The organism is Streptomyces sp. NPDC052114 (genome assembly GCF_040680155.1).
Taxonomy (GTDB): Bacteria; Actinomycetota; Actinomycetes; order Streptomycetales; family Streptomycetaceae; genus Streptomyces.
The window spans coordinates 154295-170405 of the sequence record NZ_JBFAWC010000008.1; the positions used below are offsets into that span (position 1 = coordinate 154295).

The following is a 16111-nucleotide window of genomic DNA, read 5'->3' on the forward strand; positions in this document are numbered from 1 at the left end:
CCGGGGGGTGCGCGGGCGCGCGCTGGGTGCGACCGATCGTGGGTTTCTCGCCGAATCCCCTGTGACTCAGGTCACAGGGATTCGTGCGGGGGGCGGGAAATATCCGGGGACTGTCTCCCCGTTTAGACCTGTGTTCGCAAAAAACGGGGAGACAGTCCCCGCATCGTGGAGAGAGACTCTCCGCGTCGCCGGACACCAGAGCCAGTGAACCGAGACAGCCAGTGACCCGAGACGGTCAATGACCCGAGGAGCAGCCGTGGACACCGCCACCGCCCCGCAGCGCCGAGTCCCCCGCCCGCGGGCCGACGCCGTGCGCAACCGGGAGCGGATCGTCGCCGCGGCGCGCGAGATGTTCGTCGAGTTCGGACCGGACGTCCCGCTCGACGAGATCGCCCGCAGGGCGGGCGTCGGCAACGCCACGGTCTACCGGCACTTCGCCGACCGCGACGAGCTGGTGCGCCAGGTCGTCCTCCTGGTCACGGACCGCGTCTCGGGCCACGCCGAGGAGGCCGTCGCCGCCATCGACGCCGGCGGGGCCACCGCCTTCGGCGCGCTGCGCACCTTCGTGCACGCCGCGGCCGACGAGCGGATCGGTGCCTTGTGCCCGATGCTCTCCGCCGCCTTCGACCCGCACCACCCCGACCTCGTCGACGGCCGCGAGCGCCTGGAGGAGTCCATCGAGGGCCTCATGGAGCGTGCGAGGCAGGCCGGGGAACTGCGCGCCGACATCGCCGTCGGCGATCTGATGGTCGCCCTCTCCCAGCTGGGCCGGCCGCTGCCGGGCACCGCGTGCCCGGACATGGACCGCTTCATCCACCGCCATCTCCAGCTGTTCCTCGACGGCCTGATGGCGCCCGCCCGTTCGGAACTCCCGGGGGCGGCGGCGACCTTGGAGGCGCTCCGGCAGCACTGATCCTGCGCGGTACCGGCAGCACCTCTCCGGTACCGGAAGCACCTCTCCGCGACACCGACGCACTCCCCGCGGGATCCCCGCGCGGACCCAGCCTTTTCACGCCGTTTTTCACACTCCGTACCGCTAGGTGGCTACCCCCATGTCCGAAACAGCCCTCAGGCCCGAGTCCGGGCCCGATTCCAACCGCTGGAAGGCGCTGATCTTCATCGCGCTCGCCCAGCTGATGGTCGTGCTCGACGCGACCATCGTGAACATCGCGCTGCCCTCGGCGCAGCAGGACCTCGGCATATCCGACGGCAACCGCCAGTGGGTCATCACGGCCTACGCGCTCGCCTTCGGCGGTCTGCTGCTCTTCGGCGGGCGCATCGCCGACCTGTGGGGCCGCAAGCGCACCTTCGTGACCGGCCTGATCGGCTTCGCCGCGGCCTCCGCGCTCGGCGGCGCCGCGACCGGCGAGGCCACGATGCTCGGCGCCCGCGCCCTCCAGGGCGTCTTCGGCGCGCTGCTCGCACCGGCCGCCCTCTCGCTGCTCGCGGTGATGTTCACCGACGCCAAGGAGCGTGCCAAGGCCTTCGGCATCTACGGCGCGATCGCCGGTGGCGGCGGCGCCGTCGGCCTGATCCTCGGCGGCTTCCTCACCGAGTACCTGAACTGGCGCTGGACCTTCTTCGTGAACATCCCGTTCGCGGTGATCGCCGCGCTCGGCGCGTACTTCGTCATCCGTGAGCCGGCCGGCGGCCGCAACCGCTCGCCGCTCGACATCCCCGGCGTCGTCCTGTCCACGCTCGGCCTGGTCGCGCTGGTCTACGGCTTCACCCGCGCCGAGTCCGAGGGCTGGTCGGACGCCGTCACGATCACGATGTTCGTCGCCTCCGTCGTGCTGCTCGCCGCGTTCGTCCTCACCGAGGCCAAGGTCAAGTCGCCGCTGCTCCCGCTGCGCGTCCTGACCGAGCGCAACCGTGGCGGCGTCTACCTCTCGCTGGGTCTCGCCGTCATCGCGATGTTCGGCCTGTTCCTGTTCCTCACGTACTACCTGCAGATCGTGAAGGGCTACTCGCCGGTCAAGACCGGCTTCGCGTTCCTGCCGATGATCGTCGGCATGATCACGGGCTCCACGCAGATCGGCGCCCGTCTGATGACCCGCGTCGCGCCGCGCCTCCTCATGGCCCCGGGCTTCCTGCTCGCCGCGGTCGGCATGCTGCTCCTGACGCAGCTGGAGATCGGCACCTCGTACGCCGGTCTGATCCTGCCCGCGCAGCTGATGCTGGGTCTGGGCATGGGTACGGCGTTCATGCCGGCGATGTCCCTGGCCACGCACGGCGTCGAGGCCCGTGACGCCGGTGTCGCCTCCGCGATGGTCAACACCTCGCAGCAGGTCGGCGGCGCCATCGGCACCGCCCTCCTGAACACCATCGCCGCCTCGGCGACCACCGCGTACCTCACCGACCACGCGGCCGGTGCCACCAACCCGAAGCTCCTCCAGGCGCAGGCCATGGTCGAGGGCTACACCAGCGCCATCTGGTGGGCGGTCGGCATCCTGGTGGTCTCCGCGGTGATCGCGGCGACCTTCGTCAACACCGGCGCCCAGGGCGGCACGACGGCCTCGGCCGGTTCCGCGGACGGCGCCGAGGACGAGGTCAAGGTCCCGGTGATGGCCCACTGACCCGGCCGGTGCACGGCTGGGAAAAGGCCGCCTAACGGAGCCAGGGGAGGTCCGCCCCGGCCTCCTTCGGCTGAAGTCCCTCGGCGATGATCGTCATGATCTCGCCGAGGGACTTCTGCTGTTCCGGGGTGAGCCGGTCGAAGAGGGCCTGGCGCACCGCCGTGACATGGCCGGGCGCGGTCCTGCGCAGCACCTCGAATCCGTCGTCGGTGAGGATGGCGAGCTGGCCGCGCTTGTCGGAGGGGCAGTCCTCGCGGCGCACCCAGCCGCTCTTCTCCAGGCGCGCGATCGCGTGCGAGAGCCGGGAGCGGGTGATCTTCATCTTCTTGGCCAGTTCGGTCATCCGCAGCCTCTTGCGCGGGGCGTCGGACAACTGGACCAATAGGCCGTAATACATGTGCGGCATGCCCGCGTCGCGCTGGAGCTGGCGGTCGAGGGAGTCGTCGAGCAGAGTGGTCGCCTGGAGGTAGACCCGCCAAACGCGCTGCTCCTCGCCGTCCAGCCAGTGCGGCTCGGCGGTCGGGGGAGGGGTCGGTGCCATGTCCATGTACTCCACTGTACGAGGCCCTTCCTTGAACTTTGAACAAACCACGCGTACGGTCGGACCATAGAGCTTGAGAGTTCAAGTATCCAGAGCCGTGCAGCGCGAACTTCGCCTGTGAGCGGTCGGCCGTCCCCCGGAGGTGCGCGATGACCCGCATGCCCGCCCTGTATCTCAGCCACGGCGCCCCGCCGCTCGCCGACGACCCCGTCTGGCCCGGCGAGCTGGCCGCCTGGTCCGCCGCCCTGCCCCGCCCCACGGCGGTCCTCATGGTCTCCGCCCACTGGGAGGAGGCCCCGCTGGCCCTCGGCGCCACCGAGACGCTCCCCCTGGTGTACGACTTCTGGGGGTTCCCCGAGCACTACTACCGGGTGACGTACGCCGCGCCCGGCGCGCCCGGACTCGCCGCTTCCGTACGCAAGTTGCTGCACGGCCCCGGCGTGCCGGTGCAGGACGTGCCGGACCGGGGCCTCGACCACGGCGCGTACGTCCCGCTGGTGGAGATGTATCCCGACGCGGACATACCCGTGCTCCAGATCTCCCTGCCGACCCTCGACCCGCGCCGCCTCATGGACATCGGCCGCAGGCTCGCGCCGCTGCGCGACGAGGGCGTGCTGATCGTCGGCAGCGGCTTCTTCACGCACAACCTGGCCGCGCTGCGCCAGGGCGGCGTCCCGTCCTGGTCGGCGGAGTTCGACGCGTGGGGGCACGAGGCGCTGGAGGCGGCCGACGTGGACGCGCTGCTCGACTTCACGCACAAGTCCCCGGCGGGGCAGCTCGCCCACCCGCGCACCGAGCACTTCGCCCCGCTGTTCGTGACGCTGGGCGCGGCGGACGCGACGGGCGACCTGGCCGATCAGAGGAGCGTGATCGAGGGCTTCTGGATGGGTCTTGCGAAGAGGTCGGTGCAGTTCGGGTAGCCCCGCACGGGGCGCGGGGAACCGCGCGAGCAGCCGCACACGGCCGTCGGACGAACAGCGGCTCAACCGAGCGGCACACTGAGCTCGACGGCTCGCAGGGCGGCACCCAGAGCAACCTCGTCACCGACGTCCAGCGCGGTGTCGGCGAACTTGATCACGTGCTCGTCCCCATGCGCGAGCGCCTGCTCGAAGACCTCCTCGGCACTGAGGGAGCCCGGCGCCTCGTACGCGACGGGCGCGTCCGGCGCGTACATGGCGGTGACGGCCGCGGACGCGGTCCACGCGGCCCGCAGGCTCGGCACCCACAGCGCGCGCGGCAGCGCGGGAAGGGCGCGGAGCACGGCGTTGGGTGCCGTCGCGGCGTGCACCAGCATCGTCTCGTCGCCGTGCCCGTGCGTGACGTACCGGTGCGTGGCCGCCCGCACCAGCTCGGCCAGCCTGCGCCGGGCCTCCTCCGGCTCGTCCACCGAGAGCGCCCACACGGGCAGCGCCTCGACCCGGCCGAGGCGGTCGGGGAAGCTGCCCTTGGCCCGGTCGGCGATCGGCGGCACCGCGTCCAGCGCGTCGGCCGCCGCGTCGGCCCCCGGCACCGGGGCGAGGCCGCCGACGGGGCGGTGCCGGGCGGCCCAGTAGCCCAGGCCGTGCGCGAGCTCGGCCAGGCGCGGGGCGGTCGTGCCGCCCGCCTCCAGGGTCCGCACGGCGTGCCCGACCCGGATCACCGGGTGCGTCGAGCCGCCGTACATCCCGGGCAGCAGTCGCGGCCACCACTCGGCGAGCACCTCGCGCCAGGGCCGCACGGGGTCGGCGGACGCGGTGATCCGGCGCTCGAAGTAGTCGATCCAGTCGGCGGCCCGGCGCGGATCGCCGAGGGCGGCGTGCCAGTCGGCGTCGGTGACGGGCGCGACCCGGGCGGGGAACTCCTCCAGCTTGGGGGCGTAGAGATCGAGCCACCGGTGGACGGCCCCGGCCCGGCCGTGCGCGGCGAGCGCCTCGACGGCCATCGGGGCGTGGTTGGTGAGCCGGCCGAGCCGCTCGGGCCCGGAGGCGTGCAGCCGGTCGAGGGCCTCGTCGAGGATGCCTGTGGTGTCGGTCATGCGGGGACGGTAGGCGGCGGTGGCGACCGTCCGTAACGGGCTCGGGCCCTAGGTCCGAGGTCCCAGCGGCAGCTCGTACCAGGCGACGTCCCAGTACCGTCCGAACTTCCTGCCCACTTCCGCGTACGTCCCCAGGTGCCGGAAGCCGAAGCGCTCGTGGAGCGCGACCGAGGCCGCGTTCGGCTGGGCGATCCCCGCGTACGCGCGGTGCAGGTCCTCCTCCGCCAGGGCCTCGAAGAGCGTCTTGTAGAGGAGGGTGCCGATGCCGCGGCCCGCCGCGTCCGGCGCGCAGTAGACGCTGACTTCCACGGAGGTGGAGTAGGCGGGCTTGGTCCGGAAAGGGCTACTGGTGGCGTACCCGAGCAGCCGGCCGGGGCGCGTGGCGGAATCCGGCTCCTGGGCAACCATCAGGCGGTGGGGACCGTCTTTGGGGTGGGAGAGCAGCCAATGGCGGCGCTCTTCCGGCAGGAAGACGACGGTGTCGAATGTGACGGCCGTCTCACGTACGTAGTGGTTGTAGATGTCCGTGAGGCCCGCGAGATCCGCCTCGACTCCCGCCCTGACCTGCACCTCTGTCGATCCCGACGGCATCCGGCCTCCCCATGTGGCGGCACAGGGTACTGCACCGTCAGGAAAAAAGATGTGCGGCTTGGGAATTCTGTCCGGATTCCAGTCGTTGTTTCCATCGGATGCAGGGCACCCGAGGGTGTGCCATCCACCACAGAGGTCCCAGAAATGGGCCGACCAGACCGCACTCATCGCAAGGGAGCACGCATGGCAACCCGTGCCGTCGCCCGTCGTAAGTCCGCCTCCGGCGAGACCGACGCGGCCCGCAGTGTTCGCGCCGTAGGCGGGGAGATCGCCGACCGCGACCTGGTCGGCATGTACCTCGACGAGATCGCGCGTACGCCGCTGCTCGACGCCGCCAAGGAAGTCGAGCTGTCCCAGATCATCGAGGCGGGGGTGTACGCCCGGAAGATCCTCGACGGCGAGGTCGAGGACAGCAAGGTCACCGCGGACCGCGAGGAGCTCGAAGCCCTCGTCGCCGACGGGGAGCGCGCCAAGGACGTCTTCATCCGGTCGAACCTCCGCCTCGTCGTCGCGGTCGCCCGCCGCTATCCGCGCAGTGGTCTGCCCCTGCTCGACCTGATCCAGGAGGGGAACGCGGGCCTGGTGCGCGCGGTCGAGAAGTTCGACTACGCGAAGGGCTTCAAGTTCTCCACGTACGCCACGTGGTGGATCCGCCAGGCCATCACGCGCTCCATAGCCGACCAGTCCCGCACCATCCGCCTGCCCGTCCACCTGGTGGAGGAGCTCGGCCGGATCCGCCGTGTGCAGCGCGAGTTCAACCGCGAGCACGGCCGGGACCCGGAGCCCGCGGAGATCGCCGCGGAGCTCTCCTCGACGCCCGAGCGCGTCGTCGACGTCCTGGACTGGGCCCGCGACCCGGTCTCGCTCAACATGGGCGTGGACGACGAGGGCGACACCCAGTTCGGCGACCTCCTGGAGGACACCTCGGCGGTCTCGCCCGAGCAGTCCGTCCTGTCGCTGCTGCGCAGCGAGGAGCTGGACGGCCTGATCGGCCGCCTCGACCAGCGCACGGCGTCCATCATCAAGATGCGGTACGGCATCGATGACGGCCGCGAGCGGACGCTGACGGAGGTCGGCAAGGAGCACGGTCTCACCCGTGAGCGGATCCGGCAGATCGAGAAGCACGCGCTGCTGGAGCTGAAGAAGCTGGCGCGGGACACCGGGTTCGACGCGGCGGCCTAGGCGGCCGGCCTTCAGCGGCCCACTGGCCGGACCCCGGTGCCATCCCCCCCCGGCACCGGGGTCCTTTTCCGCGCTTCGCGCGAGGTTTCCCCCACCCGCCCACCCGTTCTCTCCGTTGGCGGCTCTCCCCCGTGCACGGGGCTCAGTCCGTCCGGGGCGGTTTCCCCGTCGACCGGGTCAGGCGGGCACCCATGTCCCTCAGGACGTCCACCAGTTCCCTCGGCCCGTGCGCCGTGAACTCGCAGTCCGTCACCGCCAGGCGGACCGCCAGCCACTCGACGGAGTCCGAGACCGTGCCCCGCAGGCGGCAGGTGCGCTCGTCCAGCGGTGCCACCGTGCCGAGCCCCGCGGGGAGCCGGGCCGTGACGAACTCCGCGGGGGCGGCGAAGGTGACGTCCAGGTCGTAGGACCGCTGGCGTCCGCGCCACATCGACTCGCGGATGAACTCCGCCGCGTCCCCCGTCGGCAGCTCGCGCGGCACGAACCGCGCGCCCGTCGGGAACGGCTCGGCCACCCGGTCCACGCGGAACGTCCGCCAGTCCTCGCGGTCGATGTCGTACGCCACGAGGTACCAGCGCCGCCCCGTCGAGACCAGCCGGTACGGCTCCGTCAGGCGGCGCGACTCCGTCCCGTCGCCCGCGCGGTAGGCGAAGCGGAGACGCTCGTGGCCCGCGGCGGCCGAGGCCATCACCGTCAGCGTCTCCGGCGCGATGCTCGCCCCGTCCCCGCTGGTCAGCGGCGTCGTCGCGATCTGGAGCGCGGAGACGCGGTGGCGCAGCCGGGCGGGCAGCACCTGCTCCAGCTTGGCGAGCGCCCGCACGGAGGCCTCCTCGACGCCCTCCACCGCGTGCCCCGCCCCGGCGCGCAGGCCGACCGCGATGGCCACGGCCTCCTCGTCGTCGAGGACCAGCGGCGGCATGGCCTTGCCCGCGACGAGCCGGTAGCCGCCGGCCGCGCCCTGGCTGGCCCGCACCGGGTAGCCGAGGTCCCGCAGCCGGTCGATGTCGCGCCGCACGGTCCGCCGGCTCACCCCGAGCCGCTCGGACAGCTCGCCACCGGGCCACTCGCGGGGCGTCTGAAGCAACGAAAGCAACTGGAAGAGCCGCGCCGGAGTGTCACTCCCGCCCGCCCCTGTCGTCCGGTCCACGCTCACGCCCGCCTCCTCGTGTTCCTCATGCCGTCCGGCACCACGTCCAGGGTGCCGGACAACTAGGTCATGAACTGACCTATATGCGTCCTAGCCTTGCGGCATGACTTCACCGAGCACCACTTCTCCATCCGCGGGGGCGGGGGCCGACGCCTCCGACCGGCGGCGCTGGTTCGCCCTGGCCATCGTGATGACCGCCGCCTTCATGGACCTGGTCGACGTCACGATCGTCAACATCGCCATCCCGTCCATCCAGCGGGACGCGGGCGCCACGTTCAGCCAGATCCAGTGGATCACCGCGGGCTACACGCTCGCCTTCGCCGCCGGTCTCATCACCGGCGGGCGGCTCGGCGACATCCACGGCCGCAAGCGGCTGTTCCTCATAGGGATCACCGGGTTCACCATCGCCTCCGCGCTCTGCGGCTTCGCGGTGAACCCGGAGATGCTGGTCGCCTCCCGCATCCTTCAGGGCGGCATGGCGGCGCTGATGGTGCCGCAGGTGCTCTCGATCGTGCACGCGACCTTCCCCGCCCACGAGCGCGGCAAGGTCTTCGGCCTCTTCGGCATGGTCGTCGGCCTCGGCGCGGTCTCCGGACCGTTGCTCGGCGCGCTGCTCACCCAGTGGAACCTCTTCGGCCTGGAGTGGCGCCCGATCTTCCTCATCAACCTGCCGGTGGGCATCGCGGGCCTGCTCCTCGGCCGGAGGTTCATCACCGAGTCCAAGGCGCCCCGGGCCCTCAAGCTCGACCTCGTCGGCGTCGTCATGGTCACCCTCGGCCTGCTGATGCTGCTCTACCCGCTCACCCGCGGCCGGGAGCTGGGCTGGCCGGTCTGGGGGTACGTCATGATGGCCGGCGCGTTCGTCGTCTTCGGCGCCCTCCTCGCGTACGAGAGGTGGAAGACCGCCAAGGACGGCTCGCCGCTGGTGGAACTGTCGCTGTTCAAGGTGAAGAGCTTCGCGGCGGGCATCGCGGTGCAGACCGTGTTCGGCGTCACGATGGGCATCTTCTTCCTGGTCTGGACGCTCTACATGCAGGAGGGCCTCGGCTGGAGCGCGCTGCGCGCCGGGCTGACCGGGGTGCCGTTCTCGATCGCCGTCTCGGCGGCGGCCGGTGTCTCCGTGCAGAAGCTCGTGCCCCGCTTCGGCCGCAAGGTGCTCCAGACCGGCGCCCTGACGATGGCCACGGGCGTGCTGATCTACCTCTGGGAGGCCGGCCGGTACGGCGCGGACATCTCCTCCTGGCAGATGGCGCTCCCGCTGGTCGTGATGGGCGTCGGCATGGGCCTGATCGTGGCCCCGCTGACGGACGCGGTCCTCTCCGGCGTCCCGCAGGAACACGCCGGTTCGGCGTCCGGGCTCATCAACACCGTGCAGCAGATGGGCACCGCGCTCGGCCTCGGCCTGGTGTCGGTGGTCTTCTTCGGCGTGATCGACGAGCGGGTCACGCCGGACCGGATCCCCGCGGAGTTCGTGGACGGCTTCCGGAACTCGCTGTGGTGGGTGGCGGGCGTGCTCGCCGTCATCTTCCTGATCATGTTCGCGCTGCCGAAGAAGCCGCGGCAGCACCTGGAGGGCGGCGACGGCGACGGCGAGGACCGGCCCGTGCCGGAGGGCGACGGCGAGGACCGTCCTGTGCCGGAGGCCGGACTTCCGGCGAAGGAGCCGGTGCCGGCCTCCTGAGCGGAGCCGCCCGGCTCCGTCCGGCGGCGCTCGCGGGGCCCTACAGCTCCGCCTGCGCCGCCGTCGCGTCCAGCGCCTCCAGGACCGCCTTCGGGTTGCCGTCCTTGGCCACCGCCTCGCCGATCCGGCGGCGCACCGCGCCCCTGACCTCGGGCCACGAGCCGAAGGTCGTCGGCTGGAACTGCGCCTGCGGCATCTGGTCGATGAAGTCCCACATCGGGCGCTGCCGCGGATCCTTGCGCAGGGCGTCCGACGCCGAACCGGTGACCGGCAGCGCGGACTGGCCGCCGCCGTACGCGGTGGCGGACTTCCGGCCGTACAGGTAGCTCAGGAACGTGCCGCACTGCTCGCGCCGCCCGTTCTGCTTGAACGCCATCAGCCAGTCGTTGAGGCCCACCGGCGGCGCGGCCCCGCCGAGCTTCTTGGGGAACGGGGCGTGCGCGTAGGGGAACTTGGCCTTGTCCGCGGCGCCCATCAGGACCGGGTGCGCGATCATCATCCCGATCCGGCCGCCGAGGAACTGCGCGTACGCGTCCGTCCGCGACAGCGACTTGGGGTCCGGGCCCGCGAGCCCCGGCTTCACGAGGTTGTCGCGCAGCCAGGTCAGCGTGTCGATGTTGCCCGCGCTGGCGAAGTCGTAGCCGGTGAGCCCCGCGTAGCCGCCGCCGTCCGCGAGCAGCCAGGCCAGCGCCTCGTCCTCGGCGGCCTCCGGGCCGAGCTGGAGGCCGTAGGGCGTGGCGACGCCGATCGCCTTCAACGCCTCGGCCACCTCGCGCAGTTCGGCCCAGGAGCGGGGCGCCTTCACGCGGGCCTGCTTGAAGAGGGCCTTGTTGTAGAAGAGCCGGGGGGTGCTGGCGAGGAAGGGCAGGCCGTACTGGACGCGGTTGACCATGCCCGCCTCCGCGTAGGAGCGGATGAAGTCGCCCTCGGTGCGGACGTCGAAGAGCTCGGACGCGCCGTAGAGCTTGCCGTCCTCGGCGTAGGGGGCGAAGAAGTTGGACTGCGCGATGTCGGGGGCGTCGCCGTCCTTCACGCGCCGGGCGAGGGTCTGGTCGAGCTTGGCGAAGGGGACGCGTTCGAGGGCGACGTCGATGCCCGGGTGCGCCTTCTTGAAGGCGGCGATGAGGCTGCCCCACTGGTCGCCGATCGAGGAACCCACGCTCTTGTCGTAGCTCGCGACGAGCAGCTTGAGCGGGGTGTCGGTCTCCGCCGAGCAGCCGCTGAGGCCCGCGGTCCCGAGCGCGGTGGCGCCGGCGAGACCGGCGGTCTGGAGAAGGAACTGCCGACGACGCACTGCTGTCTGCCACCTCTTGCTCGCGTGCACCTCTACGTACGCGCCGGGCTGCGGCCACGTACCGATCTGCGGTGGCAGATTCTGCCATAGCGGCAGTACGTGTCTCCTGGGGGCCCGAACGGGCGCGCGCACCCCCTCCCTGTGTGGCCGTCCGGAGGGGTCCCGTGCGGCCGCCCGGAAGGGTCCCGTGCGGCCGTCCGGAAGGGCACCCTGCTGGCCGTCCGGAAGGGCCCCGTGCGGGGCTGGCATAACCTGCCTGCCATGCCCGCAAGTTCGCAGCCGTCACTGACCGAGCGCCGCAAGGCCGAGACCCGCCTCCACATCGCCCGCACGGCGGCGTCGCTCTTCGCCGCCGACGGGCTGCGGGCCACCCGCGCCGAGGACATCGCGCGGGCCGCGGGCGTCGCGCCGCGCACCTTCTACCGCTACTTCGCGACCAAGGAGGAGGCGGTGTCCCCGCTCTTCGGCGCGGGCGCGCAGCAGTGGGCGGAGGCGGTGCGCGCCGCCCCGGCGGACCTCGCCGTGCCGGACGCGCTGCGGCACGCGGTGACGGACGCGCTCGCCGCCGAGGGCGCCGAAGCCGTGGAGTCCCTGGAGTGGGTGCGCTCGCTGCTGCGGCTGTCGGGGGGGAGCCCGGCGCTGCGCGCGGTGTGGGCGGCCACGTGCCACGGCTCGGAGGAAACGCTGCTGGCCGTGCTCGTCGAGCGGACCGGGCGGGGTGGGGCGGCGGCCGTCGACGGGCCCTCGCCGGAGCTGCGGCTCGCGGCGGGGGTGGCCAGCGCCGCGGTGCGCGTCGCCGTGGAGTCGTGGGCCGCCGGTGACGCCCCGGCCGCGGGTGCGCAGGGCCCGGCCGCGCTGGCCGCGCGGTGCCTCGGGGCGCTGGACGCGTTTCCCTGGCCGTAGGGCCTGACGTACCGCCCCTGGCCGTCGCCTCCTGGGTCCCCGCCCCTCGCCCCGTCGCCCCCTGGCCCTCGCCCGCTGGCCGTTGTCCCCTGCCCGCCCGGGGCGAAGGGGGCGGCCCTGTCGGGACGTAAGTCCGTTTGTGTCCGAGTGGCGCCCGAACCTGTTTACTTTGGCGAAATCCAGCCGTAGTCTCCGAGTGAAACAACAAGCTCGGGCATTCGGCGGAGGCGAACGGACATGTACGCACCGGAGCGGCAGCAGGAGATCCTGCGGCTCGCGCGGGACGGCGGGCGGGTCGACGTGCTGTCGCTCGCCGAGGAGTTCCAGGTCACCGCCGAGACCATCCGCCGCGACCTGAAGGCCCTCGACCGGGCCGGCCTGGTGCGCCGCGTGCACGGCGGGGCCATACCGGCGGGCCGCCTCGACTTCGAGCCGGACCTCGCCGAGCGCGAGGGCACCGCCGCCGACGAGAAGGACCGCATCGCCCGCGCCGCCCTCGCCGAACTGCCCGCGGAGGGCAGCGTCATCCTCGACGCCGGGTCGACCGTCGCACGGCTCGCCGCGGCGCTCCCGCTGGAGTCGACGCTCACCGTCGTCACCCACGGCCTGCCCACCGCCGCCCGCCTCGCCGACCACCCCGGCATCCAGCTCCACCTCATCGGCGGCCGCGTCCGGCAGCGCACGCGCGCGGCCGTCGACGCCTGGGCCCTGCGGGCCTACGGCGAGATCCGCGCCGACGTCGTCTTCCTCGCCGCCAACGGCTTCTCCGCCGGGGCCGGGCTCACCACCCCCGACCTCGCCGAGGCCGCGGTCAAGCGCGCGGCCGTCGCCGCCGCCCGCCGCGTCGTCCTGCTCGCGGACTCCGCCAAGCACGGCCAGGAGCACTTCGCCCGCTTCGGCGACCTCGCCGACGTGGACCTGCTGATCACGGACACCGGCCTCGACCCCGACGACGCGGCCGCCATCGAGCGCGGCGGCACGGAAGTAGTACGCGCATGAGCACGGCCCGCATGACCAAGGAAGCAGTCGGTACGCGCATGATCCTCACCGTCACCCCGAACCCCTCCCTCGACCGCACCTACGAGGTCCCCGCCCTCGACCGGGGCGAGGTCGTCCGCGCCACCGGCGACCGCATGGACCCGGGCGGCAAGGGCGTCAACGTCTCGCGGGCGGTCGCCGCGGCGGGCGTGCGGACGGTCGCCGTGCTGCCCCTCGGCGGCGCGCCCGGCGCGCTGGTCGCCCAGCTCCTGGACGAGCAGGGCATCGAGGTCGCCCCGGTCCCGGTCGCGGGACAGACCCGCTCCAACATCGCGGTCGCGGAGCCGGACGGCACCCTCACCAAGATCAACGCCCCCGGCCCCGAACTGTCGGAGCGGGAGCGGGAGTCGCTGCTCGCCACCGTCGGCGAGCGCTCCACCGGTGCCGACTGGATCGCCTGCTGCGGCAGCCTGCCGCGCGGCCTCGCGCCGTCCTGGTACGCGGAGCTGGTGGCCCGCGCGCACGCCGCCGGCGCCCGCATCGCCCTGGACACCTCGGGCCCCGCCCTGCTCGCCGCCCTCGCCGAACGCCCCGACGTCGTCAAGCCGAACGCCGAGGAGCTCGCCGAGGCCGTCGGCCGCCCCCTCGCCACGGTCGGCGACGCGGTCAAGGCGGCCGAGGAACTGCGGGAGCTGGGCGCGCGCGCCGTCCTCGCGAGCCTCGGCGCCGACGGCCAGCTCCTGGTCGACGGCACGGGCGCGCACTTCGCGACCGCCCCCGTCGACACCGTGCGCAGCAACGTCGGCGCCGGTGACTCCTCCCTGGCCGGCTTCCTGATCGCGGGCGGCACGGGACCGGCCGCGCTCGCCTCGGCCGTGGCCCACGGCGCCGCCGCCGTCCAGCTGCCGGGCAGCGTGATGCCGTCGCCCGCCGACCTCGCGCCGGACGCGGTCACCGTGACGGCCGACGTCCCGCTGGACCGCGTACTGACGGAGCCCGCCGCATGAACCCTCCTGCCGCCGTCCCCCCAACAGCCCCCGCCCGCCGGGCGATACGCGTGCGAAGGAGCCCGCGATGACCGACATGATCACCGCGGACCTGGTCGACCTCGAACTCGACCTGTCCGCCGACACCAAGGAAGCGGCGTCCCGCGCGCTCGCCGAACGCATGGTGGCCCTGGGCCGGGTGACCGACCTGGAGGGCTTCCTCGCCGACGTGGCGGCCCGCGAGGCGCAGATGCCGACCGGCCTGGACGGCGGCATCGGCATCCCGCACTGCCGCAGCGCGCACGTCACCGAGCCGACCCTGGCCTTCGGCCGCTCGGCCCGGGGCATCGACTTCGGGGCGCCGGACGGCCCCGCGGACCTGATCTTCCTCATCGCGGCCCCGGCGGGCGCGGACGACGCCCATCTGACGATCCTGTCGTCGCTGGCACGGCAGTTGATGGACGCCGAGTTCACGGGGGCGCTGCGGTCCGCCTCCACGGCGACGGAGGCGGCGGCCCTGATCAGCGGCGAGGACGCCGAGGCCGCCGCCGGGGGTGCCGCAGCGGCTGCCGGGGACGCCGCAGCAGTCGCCGGGGACGCTGAAGCCGCCGCTCCCGGTGGCGCCGGGGGCAGCGGTTCCGCCCCGGAAGAGCCCTTCCGTATCGTCGCCGTCACCTCCTGCCCCACGGGCATCGCCCACACGTACATGGCGGCGGAGTCCCTGGAGAACGCGGCCCGTGAGGCGGGCGTGGAGCTGACGGTCGAGACGCAGGGCTCGGCGGGCTTCACGCGCCTGGACCCGGCGGTCGTCGCCGCCGCGGATGCCGTCGTCTTCGCCCACGACGTCCCCGTGCGGGACAAGTCCCGCTTCGACGGAAAGCCCACCGTCGACGTAGGGGTGAAGGCCGGCATCAACCGCCCCGCCGAACTCATCGCGGAGGCGAAGGAGAAGGCGGCCCGGGGCGAGACCACCGCCCCGACGGGCCCCACGCCGGTGGAGGGCGCCGGGGACGACGGCGACGGCTACGGCACCAAGCTCCGCAAGTGGCTGATGTCCGGCGTCAGTTACATGGTCCCCTTCGTCGCCGCGGGCGGCCTCCTCATCGCCCTGGGCTTCGCCATCGGCGGCTGGAAGATCGACAAGGCCCCGTCCGTCGCCGAGCACTTCATCTGGACGGACCACACCAGCTGGGCCGCGCTGCTGTTCCAGATCGGCGGCCTCGCCTTCGCCTTCCTGGTCCCGGTCCTCGCGGGCTACATCGCCTACGGCATGGCGGACCGGCCGGGCCTCGTCCCCGGCTTCGTCGGCGGCTCGGTCGCCGTCACCATCAACGCCGGTTTCCTCGGCGGTCTCGCCGCCGGTCTGATCGCGGGCGCCGTGGTCATGGGGATCCAGCGGGTCCGCATCCCGGCCGTCCTGCGCGGCATCATGCCGGTCGTGGTGATCCCGCTGATCTCCTCGGCGGTCGTCGGCTTCCTGATGTTCCTCGTGGTCGGCAAGCCCATCGCCTCGCTCCAGAGCGCGCTGACCGACTGGCTGGAGGGCCTGTCCGGCGCCAACGCGATCATCCTCGGCGTCATCCTCGGCCTGATGATGTGCTTCGACCTCGGCGGCCCGCTGAACAAGGTCGCGTACGCCTTCGCGGTCGGCGGCCTCGCCCACCCGACCGACGGTTCCCTGAAGGTGATGGCCGCGGCGATGGCGGCCGGCATGGTGCCGCCGCTGGCGATGGCGCTGGCCACGACCGTGCGCGGCCGGCTCTTCACCAAGACCGAAAGGGAGAACGGCAAGGCGGCCTGGTTCCTCGGCGCCTCCTTCATCACCGAGGGCGCGATTCCCTTCGCCGCCGCCGACCCGCTGCGCGTGATCCCCGCGTCGATGGCGGGCGGCGCGGTCACCGGCGCCCTGTCGATGGCCTTCGGCTGCACCCTGCGCGCCCCGCACGGCGGCGTCTTCGTGGTCCCGCTGATCGGCAGCCCGCTGCTCTACCTCGTGGCGATCGCCGCCGGTGTCTGCGTCTCCACCGTCGTGGTCGTCCTGCTCAAGAGCGCCCGGAAGCAGCCCCCTTCGGAGGTCGCGGCGGGCGACGCGGCGACGGTGACGCCGGCCGAGGACGAGCGCGTACCGGCGACGGCCTGATGCCGCCGGCGGCCTGATGGCGCCGAGCCTGATGGTGCCGAGCCTGATGGTGCCGAGCCCGATGGCGCCGAGCCTGAT

At 72.8% G+C, this 16111-nt stretch carries 14 protein-coding genes; 9 read left to right on the forward strand and 5 right to left on the reverse strand.

What is annotated here, in order from left to right; translation table 11 throughout:
• Nucleotides 1-238: 238 nt before the first annotated feature.
• On the forward strand, nucleotides 239-913 hold the full coding sequence (locus tag AB0L89_RS19325) for a helix-turn-helix domain-containing protein (protein WP_365142291.1): 675 nt from the start codon (nucleotides 239-241) through the stop codon (nucleotides 911-913).
• A 139-nt stretch (nucleotides 914-1052) separates the two neighbouring features.
• Nucleotides 1053-2576, forward strand: a complete 1524-nt coding sequence (locus AB0L89_RS19330; protein ID WP_365142293.1) for an MFS transporter — start codon at nucleotides 1053-1055, stop codon at nucleotides 2574-2576.
• 31 nt (nucleotides 2577-2607) lie between these two features.
• Here the strand turns inward: AB0L89_RS19330 and AB0L89_RS19335 are convergent, their stop codons facing one another.
• Entirely contained in the window at nucleotides 2608-3117 is a 510-nt protein-coding gene (locus AB0L89_RS19335; protein ID WP_365142686.1) for a MarR family transcriptional regulator, read from the reverse strand.
• 149 nt (nucleotides 3118-3266) lie between these two features.
• Between AB0L89_RS19335 and AB0L89_RS19340 the strand changes: the two genes are divergently transcribed.
• The gene (locus AB0L89_RS19340; protein ID WP_365142295.1) at nucleotides 3267-4037 is read left to right on the forward strand and encodes a class III extradiol ring-cleavage dioxygenase; all 771 of its coding nucleotides are present in this window, start codon (nucleotides 3267-3269) and stop codon (nucleotides 4035-4037) included.
• Between the two features lie 62 nt (nucleotides 4038-4099).
• On the opposite strand, the gene AB0L89_RS19345 is transcribed toward AB0L89_RS19340, so the two are convergent.
• Together AB0L89_RS19345 and AB0L89_RS19350 are read right to left on the reverse strand one after the other, a co-directional pair.
• Entirely contained in the window at nucleotides 4100-5131 is a 1032-nt protein-coding gene (locus AB0L89_RS19345) for a questin oxidase family protein (RefSeq protein ID WP_365142297.1), read from the reverse strand.
• Nucleotides 5132-5179: 48 nt separating this feature from the next.
• Entirely contained in the window at nucleotides 5180-5722 is a 543-nt protein-coding gene (locus AB0L89_RS19350) for an N-acetyltransferase family protein (protein WP_365142299.1), read from the reverse strand.
• A 183-nt stretch (nucleotides 5723-5905) separates the two neighbouring features.
• Between AB0L89_RS19350 and AB0L89_RS19355 the strand changes: the two genes are divergently transcribed.
• Nucleotides 5906-6904, forward strand: a complete 999-nt coding sequence (locus AB0L89_RS19355; RefSeq protein WP_365142301.1) for a sigma-70 family RNA polymerase sigma factor — start codon at nucleotides 5906-5908, stop codon at nucleotides 6902-6904.
• Nucleotides 6905-7046: 142 nt separating this feature from the next.
• Here AB0L89_RS19355 and AB0L89_RS19360 read toward each other — a convergent pair whose 3' ends face one another.
• Nucleotides 7047-8051, reverse strand: a complete 1005-nt coding sequence (locus AB0L89_RS19360) for a transcriptional regulator (protein WP_365142688.1) — start codon at nucleotides 8049-8051, stop codon at nucleotides 7047-7049.
• A 103-nt stretch (nucleotides 8052-8154) separates the two neighbouring features.
• On the opposite strand from AB0L89_RS19360, the gene AB0L89_RS19365 reads away from it, so the two are divergent.
• Nucleotides 8155-9732 carry an MFS transporter gene (locus AB0L89_RS19365; RefSeq protein ID WP_365142303.1) on the forward strand — a complete coding sequence of 526 codons (1578 nt, stop codon included), beginning with the start codon at nucleotides 8155-8157 and terminating at the stop codon, nucleotides 9730-9732.
• A 40-nt stretch (nucleotides 9733-9772) separates the two neighbouring features.
• On the opposite strand, the gene AB0L89_RS19370 is transcribed toward AB0L89_RS19365, so the two are convergent.
• Nucleotides 9773-11026, reverse strand: coding sequence for an extracellular solute-binding protein (locus AB0L89_RS19370; protein ID WP_365142305.1), 1254 nt, complete (start codon nucleotides 11024-11026; stop codon nucleotides 9773-9775).
• Nucleotides 11027-11287: 261 nt separating this feature from the next.
• On the opposite strand from AB0L89_RS19370, the gene AB0L89_RS19375 reads away from it, so the two are divergent.
• The 4 genes from AB0L89_RS19375 to AB0L89_RS19390 all read left to right on the forward strand — a co-directional run bounded on the left by AB0L89_RS19375 (nucleotide 11288) and on the right by AB0L89_RS19390 (nucleotide 16033).
• Nucleotides 11288-11929: a TetR family transcriptional regulator gene (locus AB0L89_RS19375; RefSeq protein ID WP_365142307.1), complete on the forward strand. Its 642-nt coding sequence runs from the start codon at nucleotides 11288-11290 to the stop codon at nucleotides 11927-11929.
• A 237-nt stretch (nucleotides 11930-12166) separates the two neighbouring features.
• Nucleotides 12167-12928: a DeoR/GlpR family DNA-binding transcription regulator gene (locus AB0L89_RS19380; protein ID WP_365142309.1), complete on the forward strand. Its 762-nt coding sequence runs from the start codon at nucleotides 12167-12169 to the stop codon at nucleotides 12926-12928.
• A gap of 38 nt (nucleotides 12929-12966) precedes the next feature.
• Nucleotides 12967-13914 (forward strand): 1-phosphofructokinase, encoded by a 948-nt coding sequence (gene pfkB / locus AB0L89_RS19385; protein WP_365142690.1) that lies wholly within the window; start codon nucleotides 12967-12969, stop codon nucleotides 13912-13914.
• Between the two features lie 67 nt (nucleotides 13915-13981).
• Nucleotides 13982-16033, forward strand: coding sequence for a fructose-specific PTS transporter subunit EIIC (locus AB0L89_RS19390; RefSeq protein ID WP_365142311.1), 2052 nt, complete (start codon nucleotides 13982-13984; stop codon nucleotides 16031-16033).
• The last annotated feature ends 78 nt before the right edge of the window (nucleotides 16034-16111 follow it).

Excerpts from the sequence above, each read along its gene's own strand:
- AB0L89_RS19330 (WP_365142293.1), top strand. The coding sequence starts at position 1,053 with ATGTCCGAAACAGCCCTCAGGCCCGAGTCCGGGCCCGATTCCAACCGC.
- AB0L89_RS19335 (WP_365142686.1), bottom strand. The coding sequence starts at position 3,117 with ATGGCACCGACCCCTCCCCCGACCGCCGAGCCGCACTGGCTGGACGGC.
- AB0L89_RS19380 (WP_365142309.1), top strand. The coding sequence starts at position 12,167 with ATGTACGCACCGGAGCGGCAGCAGGAGATCCTGCGGCTCGCGCGGGAC.
- AB0L89_RS19345 (WP_365142297.1), bottom strand. The coding sequence starts at position 5,131 with ATGACCGACACCACAGGCATCCTCGACGAGGCCCTCGACCGGCTGCAC.
- AB0L89_RS19325 (WP_365142291.1), top strand. The coding sequence starts at position 239 with ATGACCCGAGGAGCAGCCGTGGACACCGCCACCGCCCCGCAGCGCCGA.
- AB0L89_RS19365 (WP_365142303.1), top strand. The coding sequence starts at position 8,155 with ATGACTTCACCGAGCACCACTTCTCCATCCGCGGGGGCGGGGGCCGAC.
- AB0L89_RS19375 (WP_365142307.1), top strand. The coding sequence starts at position 11,288 with ATGCCCGCAAGTTCGCAGCCGTCACTGACCGAGCGCCGCAAGGCCGAG.
- pfkB (WP_365142690.1), top strand. The coding sequence starts at position 12,967 with ATGATCCTCACCGTCACCCCGAACCCCTCCCTCGACCGCACCTACGAG.
- AB0L89_RS19350 (WP_365142299.1), bottom strand. The coding sequence starts at position 5,722 with ATGCCGTCGGGATCGACAGAGGTGCAGGTCAGGGCGGGAGTCGAGGCG.
- AB0L89_RS19355 (WP_365142301.1), top strand. The coding sequence starts at position 5,906 with ATGGCAACCCGTGCCGTCGCCCGTCGTAAGTCCGCCTCCGGCGAGACC.
- AB0L89_RS19390 (WP_365142311.1), top strand. The coding sequence starts at position 13,982 with ATGACCGACATGATCACCGCGGACCTGGTCGACCTCGAACTCGACCTG.
- AB0L89_RS19340 (WP_365142295.1), top strand. The coding sequence starts at position 3,267 with ATGACCCGCATGCCCGCCCTGTATCTCAGCCACGGCGCCCCGCCGCTC.